Source organism: Bradyrhizobium sp. S3.2.6, assembly GCF_040546885.1.
GTDB classification, from domain to species: Bacteria; Pseudomonadota; Alphaproteobacteria; order Rhizobiales; family Xanthobacteraceae; genus Bradyrhizobium; species Bradyrhizobium cytisi.
The window spans coordinates 188,050-204,897 of sequence record NZ_JBEPOS010000001.1; the positions used below are offsets into that span (position 1 = coordinate 188,050).

Genomic DNA, 16,848 nt, shown 5'->3' on the forward strand with positions numbered 1-16,848 from the left:
TCCCCTAAGGCAGCCGTCAGGGCTGCACGTTATTTTGTTCTGGATAGTCGAGAGGCGAAGTTCGGAGTCTGTCAGAGAGGCAGACCCAAAAAGGTTAGCACATCTGCGACCGGAGAGAAGCGCGTCGCATGCGTTGCAGCTGCCCTCCGCGACGACGACAAGCTCGCTGCAACGCGAAATCGAGATGGCGCGTGCCTCTTTTGAGAGCAGCAGAATGGTCGACCAATCCAAAAACGCGAAAACAACCCCATGCACAGTAGAACGGCGGAAGCCGGACGATGCGCGGTGACACTGGCCACACGTCTGAAACATCGTGCGAATTGACGAAAGCGGCGACTATTTGGCGACGGGATACGGTCCATCGTCGAATGGCGTGTCGTGATAGCCCTTCGCTCCCACCTCGCGCGCCAGGGAGCTGCGGAAATCGGAGCCATCGCGCAGGCTGCGCAGCACATGGGCGAAATCGAATTCCGGGTGCCAGCCCAGCTCGCGCCGCGCGCGATCGTTGACATAGACGCGGTCGATCCCGGGAAATAGCCGCCAGCCGCGTGCCGCATAGAACTCGGCGCAATCCGGGTAGAGCTCGCGCACGACACCGGTCGCGTCACGTGCGAGCGCCGCGAGATGGTGTTGTCCAAACGGGGTTGTAGCCGAGACGATATAGCGGGCGAACCCGATCTCCGGCGCGCGTACCGCGGCGAGCAGATGGGCGCTCACCGCGTCCGCTATATCCAGCCGTCGATAGAGCAGCTCGTTGGCTTGCGCGTTGTCCAGCGGGTAGGCTGATCGCATTGCGGGATCGTCGTCGTCCTCCGGAAAGAACCGCGAGGTCCGCAACACCACGACCGGCAGTCCGCGCTCGCGAAAGAATAGCTCGCACAGGCTTTCCGCCATCAGCTTTGTGGTGCCGTAGATGTTCTTCGGCACTGGCGGCAGATCCTCGGTGACCCACACCGCGGCCTGGCCCGCCTCCGGCCGGAGTTGGGAGCCGAATGCACTGGTGGTGCTGGTGAAGACAAAACTCTTCACGCCGGCCGCCGTGGCCGACTCGAGCAAATTGAGCGTGCCGGTGACGTTGGTATCGACAAAGTCCTGCTTGCTGTGGGTCGCCACATGCGGCTTGTGCAGCGTCGCGCTGTGGATGACGGCGGTGACGCCGTCCATCTGCGCCCGGACGAAGCCGGGATCGACGATCGAGCCGACCGCGTCGGTGAAGGGCGATGCCTTCAGGTCGACCCCGCGCGCAGATGACCCGCGACGCCGGAGCGTTCGGAGAATGGCCTCTCCGAGGTGGCCGGCACTGCCGGTGATCAGGATTGTCATTGCACCTCCCGAACGGCGTTCCGGCGGCACGCAGGGCGGGCTGAATTGGTCCAGCCCGCCTCACGCACCAGCCTGCCAACCGGCAATCGTTTGTGCCCGAAACTGCCGCCGGTCAATCACAGGCCGAGGCGACGCGCATCGTCGGCGAGAAACGCCCGACCGCTGCGATGCTTCACGCTGGGCAATTCGGCAACTCGTGCGCGCCAGGCGAGGAGGGCGTGAGAGTTTTCGGGAATGGTGAGGCCCGCGGCATCCGCGAACAGCAGACCGGCAAAGATGGTGATGTCCGCCATCGAGAACACCTCGCCGGCGATGTAGGGCTGCTGCCCCAGCACAGCGTTGAAATAGGTCATTCCCGCGCGAGCACGTTCGCCTTGCCGTCGTCCCCACTCGGCGCGGCCGGTCCAGTCGAGGCTCTTGAAGGCCTGAAGCTTCGGGCCGAGACCGGGTGTCGCATGATGGAAGTACTCGCCGACCGGATCGATCAGTTCGGCCTCCGCGCGCCGCTGCATCATATGGATCAGCCCTCTCTGTTTCGGCGTCGTGCCCGTCAGCGTCGGGTGGCCGTCCATGTGATCGAGATATTCGGTGATCGCCGTGGATTCCGAGATGAAGGTGCCGTCGTCCAGCTCAAGAACGGGCAAGACGCCCGAGGGGTTCTTTTGCAGGAACGCAGGGCTCTTGTGTTCGGCCCCGATAAGGTCGACCGGGATAAACTCGACCTGAGAGTCGAGCTGCTTTTCCGCAAGCACGATGCGGATGCGGGCGGGGTTGGGAAAGCCTGGACGATCATAGATTCTCATTTGTCACCTTTTATCTGTCTATCGATAGATAGGCTACTGAAAACCAAATAGGCCCTTTTCATCGGGGCGGTCAACAGCTATCTATCGATCGATAGGTAATGAAACCGATGGCAAAAACCAAAACTGACATGCGGGAAGCCGTCCTGGCGGCGGCGCGGGCCACTGTGCAAGCGCGCGGATACACGGCGCTGAGCTTCCGCGAGCTGGCCAAGGAGGTCGGGATTAAGAGCGCCAGCGTGCACTACCACTTTCCCACCAAGGGCGATCTCGGCGTGGCCCTGGCGCGGCGCTACACCGAGGAGGGTGCCGCCTATCTGGAGGAGATTCTCGCCACGGCACCCGATCCGCGTACCTGTTTCGACCGCTACGTCGGGATCTTTCGTGCCGCGCTGGCCAACGGCAATCGCATGTGCCTGAGCGGCGTCATGAGCGCCGAGCTCGATGATCTCCCTGAAGAAGTGAGGCACGAGATCGATCGTTTTCCGCGCATGAATATCGCATGGATCGCGCGTGTGCTGGCAACCACCAAGCCATCTCCCAGCGAAGAGGAGAGGAACGAGCGCTCGATGGCGATTTATGCCGCGGTCGCAGGCGCACAGCTGATTGCGCGCGGTCGCAACGATATCTCGGTCTACGATCGCTCCATCGAGGCCTACCGCGTCTCGGGATTGATTCCCTGATCAGCAGCGCTCGAGACAGGCCGAAGCGAATTGCGCTTACGGGATTTTGGATGCTCTGGAAAAAACTGGAGCGGGCGAAGGGGCTCGAACCCTCGACCCCGACCTTGGCAAGGTCGTGCTCTACCACTGAGCTACACCCGCATCCTGTGTCGGTCGCGTGACGCGCCGGCAACGGCTGTCGTATGCCAAAAGCGGAGGGCGAATGCAACAGCTACCGGCGGCATAGATTGGCTTTCGGAGCCCCAATATGAGCCCGAACCCGGCCGAATCGCCACCAAACATCCCGGAACCGCCGAATCGACGCCGGTGGATTGAAATTCGGCCGACCCGGCCCAATTTTAGGGCCGACACCGAAGCATATGCGATGGCGACGTGCTAAAGACCCGCCATTCCAGACATCAGACGAGGGGATCCCGTGACGATCATCGACCAGGGTAACGGAGCCGCAGTCCCGGCTGCGGCCGATCTGATCAAGGACACCACCACCCAGACCTTCGTGAAGGACGTCATCGAGGAATCGAAGCGCCAGCCGGTGCTGATCGACTTCTGGGCGGAGTGGTGTGGTCCCTGCAAGCAGCTCACGCCCGTGCTGGAGAAGGCGGTCAAGGCCGCCAAGGGCAAGGTCAAGCTGGTCAAGATGAACATCGACCAGCATCCGGCGATTCCGGGCCAGATGGGCATCCAGTCGATCCCGGCCGTGATCGCCTTCGTCAACGGCCAGCCCGCCGACGGCTTCATGGGCGCGGTGCCGGAGAGCCAGGTCAATGCCTTCATCGAAAAGCTGACCAAGGGCGTCACTGCGCCCGGCGAGCCCAACGTCGCCGAGATTCTGCAGGAGGCCGAGGCCGTTCTCGCCGAGGGCGACGCCGCAGCCGCCGCGCAGATCTACGCCGAAGTGCTCCAGTATGATTCGACCAACATCGCAGCACTCGCCGGCCTGGCAAAATGCTACGTCACCTCCGGTGCGATGGAGCAGGCCAAGCAGACGCTGGCCATGGTACCGGAATCCAAGCGCAACGATCCGGCCGTGAAGGCCGTGCAGGCCGCGATCGATCTCGCCGAACAGGCGGAACAGCTCGGCCCCATCACCGAGCTGGAACAGAAAGTCGCCGCAAATCCGCTCGATCATCAGGCACGCTTCGACCTCGCCACCGCGCTGAACGCGCAGGGCAACCGGGTCGCCGCCACCGAGCAGCTGCTCGCGATCGTCAAGCGCGACCGCAAATGGAACGACGACGGCGCCCGCAAGCAGCTGGTGCAGTTCTTCGAGGCCTGGGGCGGCACGGATGAGGCAACCGTCGAGGGACGCAAGCGCTTGTCGACGATCCTGTTTTCATAAGGAAAACGTGCCGGCGACGTCAGCGGGGACCAGATGCCGATCAACATCGAATATCGCGGGCCCGCCGACCTTCCGGAAATCATTCCGGTGTTTCCGCTGCCGGGCGCGTTGCTGTTGCCGCGCGGCCAGATGCCGCTCAACATTTTCGAGCCGCGCTATCTCGAGATGGTCGACGACAGTTTTCGCGATGGCCATCGCCTGATCGGCATGATCCAGCCTGATGCGGCGCATTCGCCAAAGAATTCCGACAGACCGGCGCTGTTCCGGGTCGGCTGCGTCGGCCGCATCACCCAGCTCGCCGAGTCCGGCGACGGCCGCTACATCCTCGAGCTCACCGGCGTCGCGCGCTTCAGGGTGCTCGAGGAGCTCGAGGTGCTGACCGCCTACCGCCAGTGCAAGGTCGATTTCTTCGCCTTTACCGACGATTTCACCGCGCGGATGGGCGAGGACGAGGTCAACCGCGAGGCGCTGCTGGTGGCGCTGGCGGATTTCTTGAAGGCCAACAATCTCAAGGTCGACTGGGAAGGCGTAGAGAGCGCGCCCAACGAGGCGCTGGTCAACGCGCTGGCGATGATGTCGCCCTATGGCCCCGCCGAGAAGCAGGCGATGCTGGAAGCGCCTGACCTGAAGACCCGCGCCGAGATCCTGATCGCGGTCACCGAGATGGACCTCGCCAAGAAGCGCACCTCGGGCGATCCGCCGCTGCAGTGACCGCCTGAATACTCACGCAGCACGGATGGCTGCCCTGGCACCTCGCCGCAGCATTTTTGCGACGCTGGATGCAGGCATCGGCCGGCTGAAATAATAGCCCTGGGTTTCGACGCTCCCCTCTTCGCGGAGAATGTCCAGCTGCTCCTTCGTTTCGACGCCTTCGGCCGTCGTCGTCTTGCCGAGGCTGACTGCGAAACGAACCACCGCTCGCGCGAGGTGCTGCGCCTCTTCGCTCGCGCTGGATAGTTCGTTGACGAAGCTGCGGTCGATCTTGATCTTGTCGAATGGGAATCTCTGCAGAAAGCTCAGCGATGAATAGCCGGTGCCGAAATCGTCGAGCGCTACTCGCACACCGAGCTCGCGCAGTTGACCGAGTGCTGCGAAGACGGCTTCGCTATCATGCATGATCACCGTCTCGGTGACCTCGAGCTCAAGCCTGTGCGGCGCAACGCCCGAACCGGCCAGCGCGCCGATAACGACCGCGACAAGCTCCTTGCTCCTGAATTGAGCGGGAGACAGGTTGATCGCAATTCTGAGATCGGCAGGCCATTTGGCGGCTTCCGCACAGGCGGTCCTCAAGACCCATTCTCCCAGCGGCACGATCAAGCCGGTCTCTTCCGCAAGCGGGATGAATTCGCTGGGCATGACCAGACCTCGCTTCGGGTGATGCCAGCGTAGCAGGGACTCGAAGCCGCGGATCTCGCCGGTCGTGGCAACGACAAATGGCTGGTAGTGGAGCTCGAATTCACCGCCGGCAATCGCATCCCGCATGTCGCGCTCCAGGTTGCGTCGCGCATGCATGAGCTCGTCGAGTTCCGGCTCGAAGAAACGGAACGCGCCACGTCCGCCACTCTTGGCCGAGTAGAGGGCGAGATCCGCGCTCTTCATGAGCACGTCGGAATCATCGCCATCGCGCGGCGCGATGGCGATGCCAATGCTGGTGCCCACCGTGACCCGATGATCGCCGAGATCGAAGGGTTCGCGAAGCACCTTTATGATCCTTTCGGCAAGCGAGGCCGCCTCCACGGCCGGGTTGGTCACGTAGTCGATCACCGCGAACTCGTCGCCGCCGAGGCGGGCGATCAACGCGGTTTCCGTGGTGCAATCGCGCAAACGCGCCGCGACGGCGCGCAACAGGGAATCGCCCGCCGGATGTCCCAGCGTGTCGTTGACTTCCTTGAAGCGATCGAGATCGAGCATGAGCACCGCAAGATCGAGGCCGCCATTGCGCGTAACTGCAATGGCATGCTCCATCCGCTCTCTGAGCAGCACGCGATTCGGCAGATCGGTCAGCGCATCGTGTTGCGCCATATGAGTGATCTTGGCCTCGGACCGGCGCTGCTCGGTGACGTCGAGATGCGTCGCCACCCACCCGCCGCCGGCCATTGGCTGCCGCGTGACGCAGATCAACCGCCTGTCCGCGAACTCGTCGATCCTGCTCGAGACCGCATCGAACGGCAACGCGGCCAGTTTCGAGACGAATTGCTCGGCCGCGCCCTCGCTTGTGTCGCCCTTGAGGATACCGTTCACAATGCGATGCCGGATGATGTCGGTATGCGGTGTCCCCGTTCTCAGCAATTCCGGCGGCAGCCGGTAGAGCCGGGCATAACGCTCGTTGCAGATGACAAGTCGCTTCTCCGCATCGAACATGCAAACGCCCTCAACCATATTGTTGATGGCCGTATCGAGCCTGAGCTTCTGCTCCTGGAGCTCTCTTTGCGAACCTTCGAGTTGCTGCCGGGCGATCGAAAGCTGGCCGATGATTTCCTTGAATCTGCTGGTTCTGGTCGCAAGGCGCGAATCCGCCAGCACACCGACAAGGCTCATCCCGAGCACTGACAGGGCCACACCCGCGATTGCCACGGCGAGGAAGGCGGGAGAAAGCGACAAGGTATCGTTGTTCAGCGTCGGGTCCGGAACGATCTGCACAGCCCCCATGGCCGTGAAGTGGTGCGACACGATGGCGAGCGTCAGCAGCAACGCGGCGGCGAAGGTCCCCCACTTACCCTTGTGACCCAGGGCGATCGCGAGTGCAGCGTAGCCCAGCAACATGCCGAGGGCGATCGAGATGAACACCAGCCCGGGCGACCAGGTCACGCGACCCGGCACTTCGAGGGCCCACATGCCGAGATAGTGCATGCTCGCAATACCAGCGCCGATGATGCCGCCGCCGGCAGCTGCGCGCCATCGGCCGGAGTAGCTGACCGCAACGCCAAAACCGACCGAGGTCAAGATCATCGCGGCCGCGAGCGACAGCCCTGTCAGCGCGATGCCGTAACCGGTCTGGACGCCAGGCTCGTAGGCGAGCATTGCAACAAAATGCGTAGCCCAGATTCCGTAGCCGATGGCGGCGCCTGCGATCGCAATCCAGATCAGCCGCCTCCTGGCTCGCGAGGCAATCGCGCGATGAAAGATACTGACGGCCACGATGCTTGCAGCGAAGCAGACCAAGCCGGCGAGCATGACAAGCCGCCAATCATGCTCGGCTGTGAGGCAGGTAAAAACGCGGAACATTGAAATCGCTCCCTCGTCAATGCTTCGACAATTGATCGGAGTGAGCTTTCGCCGCGTTAATTTTCCACAATGCCCGGTTGCATGCCTATCGTGAGGTAAACGTTGCCTGGCAAAGACGCCAATGGGCGGTAGTTCGGTGCGGGTGAGGGGTTCAGCTCCCGTGGAACTACGTGGCTTATATGCGCTGCGGGATAACGGCGGTGCAATCCTTCCGTCCAGGACAACACATCCCGCTCAGGGATGATGGCGGATGCGTTTTCGTCCCGTGATCATCGCGCGAATCAGATTCTCGCGTTGGAGCATTCCCATCAGCGCTGCGCCGGCGACGTGCAGCACGACAAGGACCATGACGGCGTCCGACGCATAAGCGTGGGTGTCCTCGATCCACCAGACGCCGAAGAAGGTGACGGTCACCGACATCGCGCCCGTGATTGCCGAGACTGCGAGCGACAGCAGCAGCGCGACCAACATCAAGGTGCCGGCAGGATTGAGCCCGATATAGCGGCCGGTGATGCCGCGTCGCAGATTCCAGAGATAGAAGGGCGCCGCGCGGAGCCTGACACCGATCACGCGAAAGCGCGAATAGCGGCTTCCCCAGAATCCCCAGACCAGACGGAAGGCCAACAGCCCGATCACGCCATAGCCGACGATGCGGTGAAGCCCGTCATAGACGGTTGGCGTGAACCACGCGACCAGAACGCTGACCGCGAGGGCCCAGTGCCAGAGGCGCAGCGGAAGGTCCCAGACCTCGACCGTCCGCGAAGTGGCCTTGTCCGCGGGGGTCCTGTTGGACGCCCCGCTCGCTTCGGGTACCGCTTCGTTCATAAGCCTCGGTTCACCTTGCGCCGTTCACTTAACGCGGATCACTTGGCATCAGTTCACTTGGCATCAGATCACTTGGCGCAGATCACTTGGCAATCGTGTGCTTCAGGCTGAGATCTTCCGGGCTGTAGAACAGCTCGTAGAGCTTGCCTTCCTTGACGCCATAGACCTCATAGCACGAGCCTTCGATCTTGGAACGCCGCACCTCGTAGCCGGCCGCCTTGGCCTTGGCTTCGGCATCGCCAGCCGGCTTCCACGATGCCTTGTCGAGCTTGGTGCAGTTCTTGAAACCGTCGGCCATCGCCGCCGACCCCATGCCGATCCCCACCGTCAGTGCAATGGCAAGAACACGAATGACTCTCACGAATGTCTCCTCCTCTGTCGTGTGCGCGAAGCGCGCCCGAAGGAAACAAAGCATAGGATGAAGTCAACCGGGTTCGGATCGGCCCAGCGTTAGAGATATTCTAACCGTCGTCAAAACGTCAGCGCGCTCCGCGCGCAACGCTTATTTGGCCGCTCGCTGCGGCCTTACGCCTCACGGCTCGGATTCGTCCGCGAACGTGGCGAAGTTCGCTAGGCCGCATGGCGCGCGCCGGGATACTGGCGTCGCAGCCAGTCTGCCCAGGCGAGGCGCCCGCGCACGCCCTGACTGACGACAAAGCCCATGCGACGCGCTCTTGTCTCGGACATGGGTATCGGCAGGATTTTTCGATGCAGGCCTCGCGCATCCCGATACTGGCCGGCCAGCGCGGCGACGCTGAGATCTTCGGGACCGCCAATCTCCGCGCGCTCGCCGCGCGCCCCGTCGAAGGCGCATGCTACCACGTGATCGGCAACATCGGAGGCATCGACGGGATTGAAGGGCGTCGTCGGCATCGGCCACAGTGGAAGCCAGGCGAGGCCCGCAAGCATCTTGTCGAGCAGATAATAGAACGGCATCGCGCGAACGACGGACCACGACAGTGCGGAAGCGCGAACCAGCTGCTCGCCGGCGAGCTTGACCCGTGCATAGGGCAACGTGGCCTCGTCGAGCCCGACGATCGACACATGCAGGAAGTGCCGCACGGATTGCTCCTGGCAAAGCGACAGCAATCGCTCCGTTCCCTCGACATCCACGGCGGAAGGGGAACTGAAGAAATCGACCGGCCGAATACCGCCTCGCCGCGCGATCGGCGAATAGGTCGCCGCATTGATGACGGTGTCGACGTCACGCAACGCGTCCCGCAAGCCGGCGCCCGTGGCAAGATCGCCCCTGGTCCATTCGACGTCCGAGCGGGCCTCCGGTGATCTCGCAAACAATCGGACGCGATGTCCATCGCGAATGAGGCGATCGACGATCTCCCTGCCGAGATGGCCCGTGCCGCCGGTGACGAGTGTCAACGCCATGCTTCACCTCCATCGTGGTGCGCGGTTCTCAAGATTGCTGCTGACGGCCTCGACATGATTGGGGGTGCCGAGCAGCGCGGCCTGCTCGGCGGTCTCGGCGGCGAGGCCTGTGGCGACGTCCGAGGTCGCGGCGAGATTGAGGAGCCGCTTGGCAGCACGCACGGCATCGGGGCTGCGGCTTGCGATCTCGTGCGCGACTGTCAATGCGGCGGCCAGCGGATCGTCGGCAAGCCCTGTCGCAAAACCATAGGCCAGCGCTTCGTCAGCCGAAAACACGCGGCCGGTATAGGTCAGCTCGCGCACGACATCTTCGCGGGCGAGGTGGCGCATCAACTGCGTGCCGGCCATGTCGGGCACCAGTCCCCATTTGGCCTCGATGACGGCGAGCCGTGTCGCCGGCGCCAGATAACGAAGGTCCGCGCCGAGCGCGAGCTGGAACCCACCGCCGAAGGCGACGCCATGGACCGCGGCAATCACCGGCACTGGCAACTCGCGCCAGAGCCAGACGAGATGCTGCGCATAGTTTGCGATGCCGTGGCTTCGCTGTGTCAGGTCGGCTGACGGGATCAGCGAATCGCCTTTCGTCGTCGCCAGAAGCCGGTCCAGATCGAGGCCCGCGCAGAACGCCCGCCCTTCGCCGGAGAGAATGACGGCGCGGACCTCCCCGCGCGCACCGAACTGCGCTCCGGCCGCGATGAGCGCCTCGAACATCGCGGGATCGAGAGCATTCATCTTGTCCGGGCGATTGAGCCGGACATGGGCCACGCCGTCCACGATGGTCAGCCGAACACGATCTTCCATGACACCGCTCCGCTCGAATGCGTGACCGGCCGTTCCGGCGTCAGTAGCCGGCCACCGCCATCACCACGACCACACTCAGCGCCATCCAGCCAAAGTGCCGGCCGCGTGTCGCCCATGCGTTGGCGCAGGCAGAGAAGCCGAACACGCAGACCATGGTGATGACGATCCAGCGGCGCGCCGGCGCGGACTCCATCCACGGCGTCGCGATCAGGAGCATGCCGCAGCCGATCCACGCGACCGTCGAGGCCTGCCAGACCAGGCGGATCAGGGTGCGGAGCCGCGGTGGCTCGATCGTGGCGCGGGGAAAGACCTTGGTCTCGCCGAGGATGCCGTGGATGAGGGCCACCAATATGGCGAGGATTCCGGCGCACTGGAGCAAGAGATCACGCATCGGGGCCTCCATACATCTGTGTACGGTGAGATAGGCGCTGGCGCGACACCTGTCAATACACTAGTGTATGGTCAGAATTTCGGAACCTGACATGACCGACCAGCTCTGCGCCGACGACTGGATCAAGGAGGGCCTCAAGGCGCTCACCAAAAGCGGCTTCACCGCGCTGAAGGCCGGTCCGTTGGCAAAGGCCATCGGCGTCTCCCGCGGCAGTTTTTACTGGCATTTTGCCGATCTCGGCGCGTTCCATGCGGCCGTGCTGAAACGCTGGCGCGAGATCGCGGCCGAAGAGATCATCGCCGGTGTCGAGGCCGACAGCGACGAGCCACTGACGGCGCTGCTGCGCAGGACGTTTGGCGCCCGGCTCGATCTGGAGCGCGCGGTGCGGAACTGGGCGGCGTTCGATCCGGCGGCGCAAGCGGCCGTCCGCGCCATCGACCGCCGCAGGCTCGACTATATCGAGGCGCTGCTGCAACGACGCGGATTCTCCGCGGCAACCGCGCAAGGACGAGCGCAGATCCTGTACTGGACCTTCCTCGGCTTCGCGCTGTCGGGCCCGCCGGTGCCGCCCGCGCGGCTCCAGGGCCTGCTCGACGAGATCCAGAAGATGATTTCCGCCTGAACGCTCCGGCCGCCGCAATGGGCGGAGGCGATTTTCTATGCTACATGCAACCGATCGCCGGAGATCCTGATGAACGCGCCCACCGAACGCCCCGAACCTAGCGTCGATCCAAAACTGCTGGAGATCCTTGTCTGCCCGCTGACCAAGGGCCCGCTGGAATTCGATTCCGCCAAGCAGGAGCTGATCTCGCGCAGCGCCAGGCTCGCTTACCCGATCCGCGACGGCATCCCGATCATGCTGCCGGAAGAGGCGCGCAAGATCGATTGAGGATAGCGAACAGGGAATGGCGAGTAGCTCACAGCGCCTCGCCCTTCAGCAACTTCGGTATCTCGCCCGTCAAGCCCGCCGCCTGGCGGATGAAGAGATTTTTCAGCGGCGGGGTGCGGTCGACGATGCCAAGGCCGATGTCGCGCAACGAGCGCAGCAATGTCGACTTGTTCGAGAACAGGAAGTTGAGCGAGTTGGTGGCGACGCCCATCGCCATGGTGTCGAAACGGCGCCACCGCTGGTAGCGATCGAGCACGTCGGCGCCACCGAGATCCATGCCGAGCCGCGCGGCATCGACCACGACCTCGGCCAGTGCGGCGACATCCTTCAGCCCCATGTTGAGGCCCTGTCCGGCGATGGGATGAATGACGTGCGCGGAATCGCCGACCAGCGCCAGGCGCTCGGCCACGAAGGAGCGCGCCACGAAATAGGACAACGGGAACGCGCGCGGCTTGTCGAGCGCCTTCACCTCACCGAGATGCAAACCAAAGCGCTGCTCGAGCTCGCCGTGAAACTCTTCTTCGCTTAAGCCAATGATGCGCGCGGCCTCTGCGCGGCGCTCGGTCCACACCAGCGACGATCGCTTGCCGGTCAACGGCAGGATCGCAAACGGACCCGCGGGCAAAAAGTGCTCTTCGGCGCGGCCTTCGTGATCGCGCTCGTGGCCGACGGTGACGACGATGCCGGATTGATCGTATTCCCAGCCATGGGTGGCGATGCCGGCGCGCTCGCGCAGCTTTGACTTGGCACCATCGGCCGCGACCAACAGGCTTGCGGCAATCCTGCTGCCATCGCCGAGCATGACGTCAATGCCGCCGGCGCTGGTATCGTACGACGCAACGGTCGTCGCGCGAAGATCGATGCCTTCAGCTTCGGCGCGGACAACCAGTGCATCGATCAGGCGGCGGTTCTCGACCATGTGCGCAAAGGGCTCGCCGGGCGCGACATCGCCGGCGAAATTCAGGAATGCCGGACGCGTGGCGTCCTCGAGCTTGGAATCGGTGACGACCATGTCGAGGATCGGCTGGGCCTCAGCCTTGACATCGTCCCAGGCGTCGAGCGCCTCGAACAGCCGGCGGCAGGCCGCGACGATGGCGGTCGCGCGGGGATCGCGGCTCGGCCGTGTGGCGAGCGCGGGGTCGGCGACGATGACGGGAATCTCGGATCCGAGCCCTTGGCGCAACGCCAGCGCGAGCGCCAGGCCGGCAAACGCGCCGCCGCCAATGACTATGCTACTCTGTGACATACTAAAAATTCCCGGCCAATTCTTGGACTTGCTAGCAGACTTGAGGTGGGCGAAACAGTGCGGTGAAACAAGGGCGGAACGCCCCATTGTGTCATTCCGGAGCAGCGAGCCGGCACTGACGATGCGAAAGCTGAATCCGATGTCCAAAGGCCTGATCGACCTGATCTCGATCCTCGATCTCGAGCAGCTCGAGGTGAACTTGTTCCGCGGCAACAGCCCGAAGACGAGCTGGCAGCGGGTGTTCGGCGGGCAGGTGATCGGACAGGCGATGGTCGCGGCCTGCCGCACCGTCGAGGGCCGGCTGCCGCATTCGCTGCATTGCTATTTCATCCTGCCGGGCGATCCGCAGATCCCGATCATCTACCAGGTCGAGCGGCTGCGCGACGGCAAGAGCTATTCGACCCGCCGCGTCACCGCGATCCAGCATGGCAATGCGATCTTCTCGATCATGGTGTCATTCCATGCCGAGGAGGAGACCGCGTTCGACCACCAGGAGAAGATGCCCGAGGTGCCGCCACCGGAAAAGCTGACGGCGGAGGAGGTGGCGAAGCAGCCGATGTTCCGCGAGATGCCGGACTTCATCCGCCGCTACTACGAATCGGATCGCCCGATCGAGCTGCGCCCGGTCGAGCTCGGCCGTTATTTCGGCCAGAAGATAGAGGACGGCCGTATCCATGTCTGGATCAGGACGGCGGCGACGCTGCCGGACGATCCGGCGCTGCACATGTGCGCTCTCGCCTATGCCTCGGACTTCTCGCTGCTCGACGCCATCATGGCGCGCTACGGCCGCACGCTGTTCGACAAGCGCATGATGCCGGCGAGCCTCGACCACGCGATGTGGTTTCACCGCCCGTTCCGCGCCGACGAATGGCTGCTCTACGCGCAGGATTCGCCGAGCGCCCAAGGCGGCCGCGGCTTGACCCGCGGCTCGATCTTCAAGCCCGACGGCACGCTGGTCGCCTCCGTCGCGCAGGAAGGCTCGGTGCGCGAGCGGAGGAGCTGATCGCTAGAGCGACCCGCGCGGCGCGAGCTCGGTCTGGGATGCGAACCAGTTCATGATCCAGCGATAGACCCACGGGATCGGGATGATGAAGCCGCACAGGATCGCCGCCACGATCCCGCGCCAGAGAATCCCGAGCCCGCTGCCCCTGAAGATGATCTCGCGCCGCGTGCCCTGGATGTTGCGATAGACCCAACGCAGCTGGGCTGCGGCGACCCAGGCCCATCCAATGATGGTGATGATGGAGATCGCGAACAGCAGGTTCCAGCCGATATAGCCCAGCACCGAACCGGTGAAGCTCAGGCCGACCGGCTGCCCGTTGGAGGCGATGTTCGCGACCATCCATTTCAGCAGCATCCAGTAGAGAACGATCTGGGCGATGTAGAGTGCCGTGCTCAAAATCTGGATGCCGGTGTAGCCGACGACAATCGCCAGAACGATGAAGCCGAAGAACCACGGCACGATCGCCATGGCAGTGCCGGTGAAGGAGAGGTTCGGACGGCCCGGGACCCTCACGCAGGACACGATCCATTGCGTGTACCAGACGAACAGCCACGGAATCGGGATGATGAAGCACGAGCCGATCAGCATCACCAGCGTGCGCCAGGTGAAGTCGAGGATACCGAAATCGACCGACAGCGATCCGCCGGCAGCGCTACCCGCACCGGTATAGCCACCGCCGCCCATCATCGGCGGCCCTCCGGCCGGAGTGATCGGCGGCGCGCCGCCACCAATCAATCCCGGAATTTCGGCCGCCTTCTGCCAGCCCGCCATGCCCTCGGACCACACCAGCGTGTCGCCGCGCACGACGCCCTGGGTAATGAGGTCGCGGAACTGTCCCTCCGGGTAGGGCCCCTGCTGCTTGCCTTCGGATGCGTAGAACCAACTCGCCATGACGCGCCCCCCAAAATACTTTTGTACCGCTGGGCAGGTGCGGGTTCACCACATCCATGCCAAAAATGCATTGTGAAGGATGAACGGCTGCCCTGTACAGAGGCGGCCGTTCACACCTCCGAACGTTTTTCCGCTTCAACCTGCAAGTTTTTTGTGCCATTTGCCCGGAAAGATGCCAAATTGACGCAGCGCCGGGGACATACGGCGCGGCGCATCCCGGGAAACAGGCCTGATCATGAAACTCGTCGTCGCGATCATCAAACCTTTCAAGCTCGATGAGGTCCGTCAGGCCCTGACGGCGATCGGCGTCCACGGCATGACCGTGACCGAGGTGAAGGGCTATGGCCGTCAGAAGGGCCACACCGAGATCTATCGCGGCGCGGAATATGTCGTGAACTTCCTGCCGAAGCTGCGGATCGAGATCGCGGTCGCCTCCGACGTCGCGGACAAGGCGGTCGCCGTGATCACCGCGACCGCCCGCACCGGGCAGATCGGCGACGGCAAGATTTTCGTCACACCGATCGACCACGCGCTGCGCATCCGCACCGGCGAGACCGACAGCGACGCGCTCTAAACTTCTTGTCTTGACGCGTTTTCTTCACGCGAACCGGTATCCACTTCGCTCGAAAACGCTCTGATACAGCCTTGTTCGATCGCACCGGGCAACGATGCCACAGCGTGCGACGTCAATTGATGCCCGGGGGGAATGACATGGCGGGATTGTTACGCCGCGCAGCTGCTATGGCTGCGCCGATCGGATTTGCTTTGGTCATGGCGTCGCCGGCGCACGCCGCAGGCTCCGAGATCAACACCGCCGACACTGCCTGGATGATCGTCGCCACCGCGCTGGTGCTGATGATGACGATCCCAGGGCTTGCGCTGTTCTATTCCGGCATGGTGCGCAAGAAGAACGTGCTCGCGACCATGGCGCAAAGCCTTGCCGCGGTGACGATCATCTCCATTCTCTGGGTCGCGTTCGGCTATTCGCTGTGCTTCGTCGGCGGCGGGCCGTGGATCGGTTCACTCGACCGCTGGTTCCTCGCCGGCATGACCATGGACAGCGTCAACCCGGCAGCGAAGACGATCCCGGAAGCGCTGTTCATGCTGTACCAGATGACGTTCGCCATCATCACGGTGGCGCTGGTGGCGGGCTCGGTCGCCGACCGGATGCGTTTCTCCGCCTATCTGCTGTTCTCGGTCGCCTGGTTCATCTTCGTCTACATTCCACTGGCACATTGGGTGTGGGGCGGCGGCTTCCTCAACAGCATGGGCGTGCTGGATTTCGCCGGCGGCCTCGTCGTGCATCTGTCGGCCGGCACCGGCGGCCTCGTGGCGGCCAAGGTGATGGGGCGGCGTTACGGCTATGGCACCGAAAATCTGTCACCGTTCGATCTCTCGCTCGCGGTGATGGGCACCGGCCTGCTGTGGGTCGGCTGGTTCGGCTTCAACGGCGGCTCGGCCGGTGCTGCCAATTCGCGCGCGGTGATGGCGATCATCGCGACGCATCTGGCGGCCTGCTCCGGCGCGCTGACCTGGGGCGCGATCGAATGGTCGTCGCGGCGCAAGCCCTCCGTGCTCGGCATGATCTCGGGCGCGGTGGCAGGCCTCGGCACCATCACGCCGGCTTCCGGCTTCGTCGCGCCGTGGCACGGCATCGTCATCGGCATCGCCGCGGGCGGAATCTGCTACTGGGCCTGCACCTGGCTGAAGCACCGCTTCGACTACGACGATTCGCTCGACGTGTTCGGCGTCCACGGCATCGGCGGACTGACCGGCACGCTGCTCGCCGGCGTGTTCGCGACCAGCGCGATCGGCGGCACGGCCGGCCTGCTCGAGGGCCATCCGCAGCAGCTGCTGATCCAGCTTTACGGCGTCGCCGTCACCTTCGTCTGGTCGGCGGGCGTGAGCTTTGTCCTGCTCAAGCTGGTCGGCCTGTTGGTGCCCCTGCGCGTGTCGCGCGAGCACGAGCTCGAGGGCCTCGATATCTCGCAGCACGGCGAGGCGCTTCAGTAATCGGGGCTTGCGCAACACATAAGTAAGTGCTTATGT

Annotated in this window: 18 protein-coding genes and 1 tRNA gene; 8 read left to right on the forward strand and 11 right to left on the reverse strand. The window is 63.7% G+C overall.

The features are described 5' to 3' along the window. Positions 1 to 336: 336 nt before the first annotated feature. Entirely contained in the window at positions 337 to 1,323 is a 987-nt protein-coding gene (locus ABID58_RS00895) for an NAD-dependent epimerase/dehydratase family protein (protein WP_354031198.1), read from the reverse strand. A 116-nt stretch (positions 1,324 to 1,439) separates the two neighbouring features. Then, positions 1,440 to 2,126 carry a glutathione S-transferase family protein gene (locus tag ABID58_RS00900; RefSeq protein WP_354031199.1) on the reverse strand — a complete coding sequence of 229 codons (687 nt, stop codon included), beginning with the start codon at positions 2,124 to 2,126 and terminating at the stop codon, positions 1,440 to 1,442. Positions 2,127 to 2,233: 107 nt separating this feature from the next. Here ABID58_RS00900 and ABID58_RS00905 point away from each other — a divergent pair, with 107 nt between their 5' ends. Next, complete coding sequence (locus ABID58_RS00905) at positions 2,234 to 2,806, forward strand: TetR/AcrR family transcriptional regulator (protein ID WP_148752785.1); 573 nt, start codon at positions 2,234 to 2,236, stop codon at positions 2,804 to 2,806. Between the two features lie 66 nt (positions 2,807 to 2,872). Here the strand turns inward: ABID58_RS00905 and ABID58_RS00910 are convergent. Beyond that, positions 2,873 to 2,947: transfer RNA gene (locus ABID58_RS00910), tRNA-Gly, on the reverse strand. 274 nt (positions 2,948 to 3,221) lie between these two features. Here ABID58_RS00910 and trxA point away from each other — a divergent pair. Then, positions 3,222 to 4,145, forward strand: a complete 924-nt coding sequence (gene trxA, locus ABID58_RS00915) for a thioredoxin (RefSeq protein ID WP_354031200.1) — start codon at positions 3,222 to 3,224, stop codon at positions 4,143 to 4,145. Between the two features lie 33 nt (positions 4,146 to 4,178). Further along, positions 4,179 to 4,856 (forward strand): LON peptidase substrate-binding domain-containing protein, encoded by a 678-nt coding sequence (locus tag ABID58_RS00920; RefSeq protein ID WP_148752783.1) that lies wholly within the window; start codon positions 4,179 to 4,181, stop codon positions 4,854 to 4,856. Between the two features lie 12 nt (positions 4,857 to 4,868). Here ABID58_RS00920 and ABID58_RS00925 read toward each other — a convergent pair whose 3' ends face one another. The 6 genes from ABID58_RS00925 to ABID58_RS00950 form a co-directional block, all read right to left on the reverse strand. Beyond that, positions 4,869 to 7,370: an EAL domain-containing protein gene (locus ABID58_RS00925; RefSeq protein ID WP_354031201.1), complete on the reverse strand. Its 2,502-nt coding sequence runs from the start codon at positions 7,368 to 7,370 to the stop codon at positions 4,869 to 4,871. A 234-nt stretch (positions 7,371 to 7,604) separates the two neighbouring features. Continuing rightward, positions 7,605 to 8,195: a cytochrome b/b6 domain-containing protein gene (locus ABID58_RS00930; RefSeq protein WP_148752781.1), complete on the reverse strand. Its 591-nt coding sequence runs from the start codon at positions 8,193 to 8,195 to the stop codon at positions 7,605 to 7,607. An 82-nt stretch (positions 8,196 to 8,277) separates the two neighbouring features. Further along, a complete protein-coding gene (locus ABID58_RS00935) occupies positions 8,278 to 8,556 on the reverse strand; it encodes a PepSY domain-containing protein (protein WP_187435015.1) in 279 nt (92 codons plus the stop codon). Between the two features lie 209 nt (positions 8,557 to 8,765). Then, positions 8,766 to 9,578: an SDR family oxidoreductase gene (locus ABID58_RS00940; RefSeq protein WP_148752779.1), complete on the reverse strand. Its 813-nt coding sequence runs from the start codon at positions 9,576 to 9,578 to the stop codon at positions 8,766 to 8,768. 3 nt (positions 9,579 to 9,581) lie between these two features. Next, complete coding sequence (locus ABID58_RS00945; RefSeq protein WP_354031202.1) at positions 9,582 to 10,379, reverse strand: crotonase/enoyl-CoA hydratase family protein; 798 nt, start codon at positions 10,377 to 10,379, stop codon at positions 9,582 to 9,584. Between the two features lie 40 nt (positions 10,380 to 10,419). Then, entirely contained in the window at positions 10,420 to 10,770 is a 351-nt protein-coding gene (locus tag ABID58_RS00950) for a hypothetical protein (protein ID WP_354031203.1), read from the reverse strand. A 91-nt stretch (positions 10,771 to 10,861) separates the two neighbouring features. Here ABID58_RS00950 and ABID58_RS00955 point away from each other — a divergent pair, with 91 nt between their 5' ends. Together ABID58_RS00955 and ABID58_RS00960 are read left to right on the forward strand one after the other, a co-directional pair. Continuing rightward, entirely contained in the window at positions 10,862 to 11,392 is a 531-nt protein-coding gene (locus tag ABID58_RS00955) for a TetR/AcrR family transcriptional regulator (RefSeq protein WP_354031204.1), read from the forward strand. A gap of 69 nt (positions 11,393 to 11,461) precedes the next feature. After that, on the forward strand, positions 11,462 to 11,659 hold the full coding sequence (locus ABID58_RS00960) for a Trm112 family protein (RefSeq protein ID WP_148752775.1): 198 nt from the start codon (positions 11,462 to 11,464) through the stop codon (positions 11,657 to 11,659). 28 nt (positions 11,660 to 11,687) lie between these two features. Here the strand turns inward: ABID58_RS00960 and ABID58_RS00965 are convergent, their stop codons facing one another. After that, a complete protein-coding gene (locus ABID58_RS00965; protein WP_148752774.1) occupies positions 11,688 to 12,905 on the reverse strand; it encodes a ubiquinone biosynthesis hydroxylase in 1,218 nt (405 codons plus the stop codon). A gap of 139 nt (positions 12,906 to 13,044) precedes the next feature. Between ABID58_RS00965 and tesB the strand changes: the two genes are divergently transcribed. Next, on the forward strand, positions 13,045 to 13,908 hold the full coding sequence (gene tesB, locus ABID58_RS00970; protein ID WP_148752836.1) for an acyl-CoA thioesterase II: 864 nt from the start codon (positions 13,045 to 13,047) through the stop codon (positions 13,906 to 13,908). Positions 13,909 to 13,911: 3 nt separating this feature from the next. Here tesB and ABID58_RS00975 read toward each other — a convergent pair whose 3' ends face one another. Beyond that, positions 13,912 to 14,799, reverse strand: coding sequence for a DUF4339 domain-containing protein (locus ABID58_RS00975; protein ID WP_148752773.1), 888 nt, complete (start codon positions 14,797 to 14,799; stop codon positions 13,912 to 13,914). 235 nt (positions 14,800 to 15,034) lie between these two features. Between ABID58_RS00975 and ABID58_RS00980 the strand changes: the two genes are divergently transcribed. Continuing rightward, positions 15,035 to 15,373, forward strand: a complete 339-nt coding sequence (locus tag ABID58_RS00980) for a P-II family nitrogen regulator (protein WP_008142802.1) — start codon at positions 15,035 to 15,037, stop codon at positions 15,371 to 15,373. A 137-nt stretch (positions 15,374 to 15,510) separates the two neighbouring features. Then, a complete protein-coding gene (locus ABID58_RS00985; RefSeq protein WP_354031205.1) occupies positions 15,511 to 16,812 on the forward strand; it encodes an ammonium transporter in 1,302 nt (433 codons plus the stop codon). The last annotated feature ends 36 nt before the right edge of the window (positions 16,813 to 16,848 follow it).

Bases quoted from the DNA above. Each gene is read 5' to 3' on its own strand.
- ABID58_RS00895 (WP_354031198.1), bottom strand. From the start codon at position 1,323: ATGACAATCCTGATCACCGGCAGTGCCGGCCACCTCGGAGAGGCCATT.
- ABID58_RS00900 (WP_354031199.1), bottom strand. From the start codon at position 2,126: ATGAGAATCTATGATCGTCCAGGCTTTCCCAACCCCGCCCGCATCCGC.
- ABID58_RS00905 (WP_148752785.1), top strand. From the start codon at position 2,234: ATGGCAAAAACCAAAACTGACATGCGGGAAGCCGTCCTGGCGGCGGCG.
- ABID58_RS00920 (WP_148752783.1), top strand. From the start codon at position 4,179: ATGCCGATCAACATCGAATATCGCGGGCCCGCCGACCTTCCGGAAATC.
- ABID58_RS00925 (WP_354031201.1), bottom strand. From the start codon at position 7,370: ATGTTCCGCGTTTTTACCTGCCTCACAGCCGAGCATGATTGGCGGCTT.
- ABID58_RS00930 (WP_148752781.1), bottom strand. From the start codon at position 8,195: ATGAACGAAGCGGTACCCGAAGCGAGCGGGGCGTCCAACAGGACCCCC.
- ABID58_RS00940 (WP_148752779.1), bottom strand. From the start codon at position 9,578: ATGGCGTTGACACTCGTCACCGGCGGCACGGGCCATCTCGGCAGGGAG.
- ABID58_RS00945 (WP_354031202.1), bottom strand. From the start codon at position 10,379: ATGGAAGATCGTGTTCGGCTGACCATCGTGGACGGCGTGGCCCATGTC.
- ABID58_RS00950 (WP_354031203.1), bottom strand. From the start codon at position 10,770: ATGCGTGATCTCTTGCTCCAGTGCGCCGGAATCCTCGCCATATTGGTG.
- ABID58_RS00955 (WP_354031204.1), top strand. From the start codon at position 10,862: ATGACCGACCAGCTCTGCGCCGACGACTGGATCAAGGAGGGCCTCAAG.
- ABID58_RS00960 (WP_148752775.1), top strand. From the start codon at position 11,462: ATGAACGCGCCCACCGAACGCCCCGAACCTAGCGTCGATCCAAAACTG.
- ABID58_RS00965 (WP_148752774.1), bottom strand. From the start codon at position 12,905: ATGTCACAGAGTAGCATAGTCATTGGCGGCGGCGCGTTTGCCGGCCTG.
- tesB (WP_148752836.1), top strand. From the start codon at position 13,045: ATGTCCAAAGGCCTGATCGACCTGATCTCGATCCTCGATCTCGAGCAG.
- ABID58_RS00975 (WP_148752773.1), bottom strand. From the start codon at position 14,799: ATGGCGAGTTGGTTCTACGCATCCGAAGGCAAGCAGCAGGGGCCCTAC.
- ABID58_RS00980 (WP_008142802.1), top strand. From the start codon at position 15,035: ATGAAACTCGTCGTCGCGATCATCAAACCTTTCAAGCTCGATGAGGTC.
- ABID58_RS00985 (WP_354031205.1), top strand. From the start codon at position 15,511: ATGGCGGGATTGTTACGCCGCGCAGCTGCTATGGCTGCGCCGATCGGA.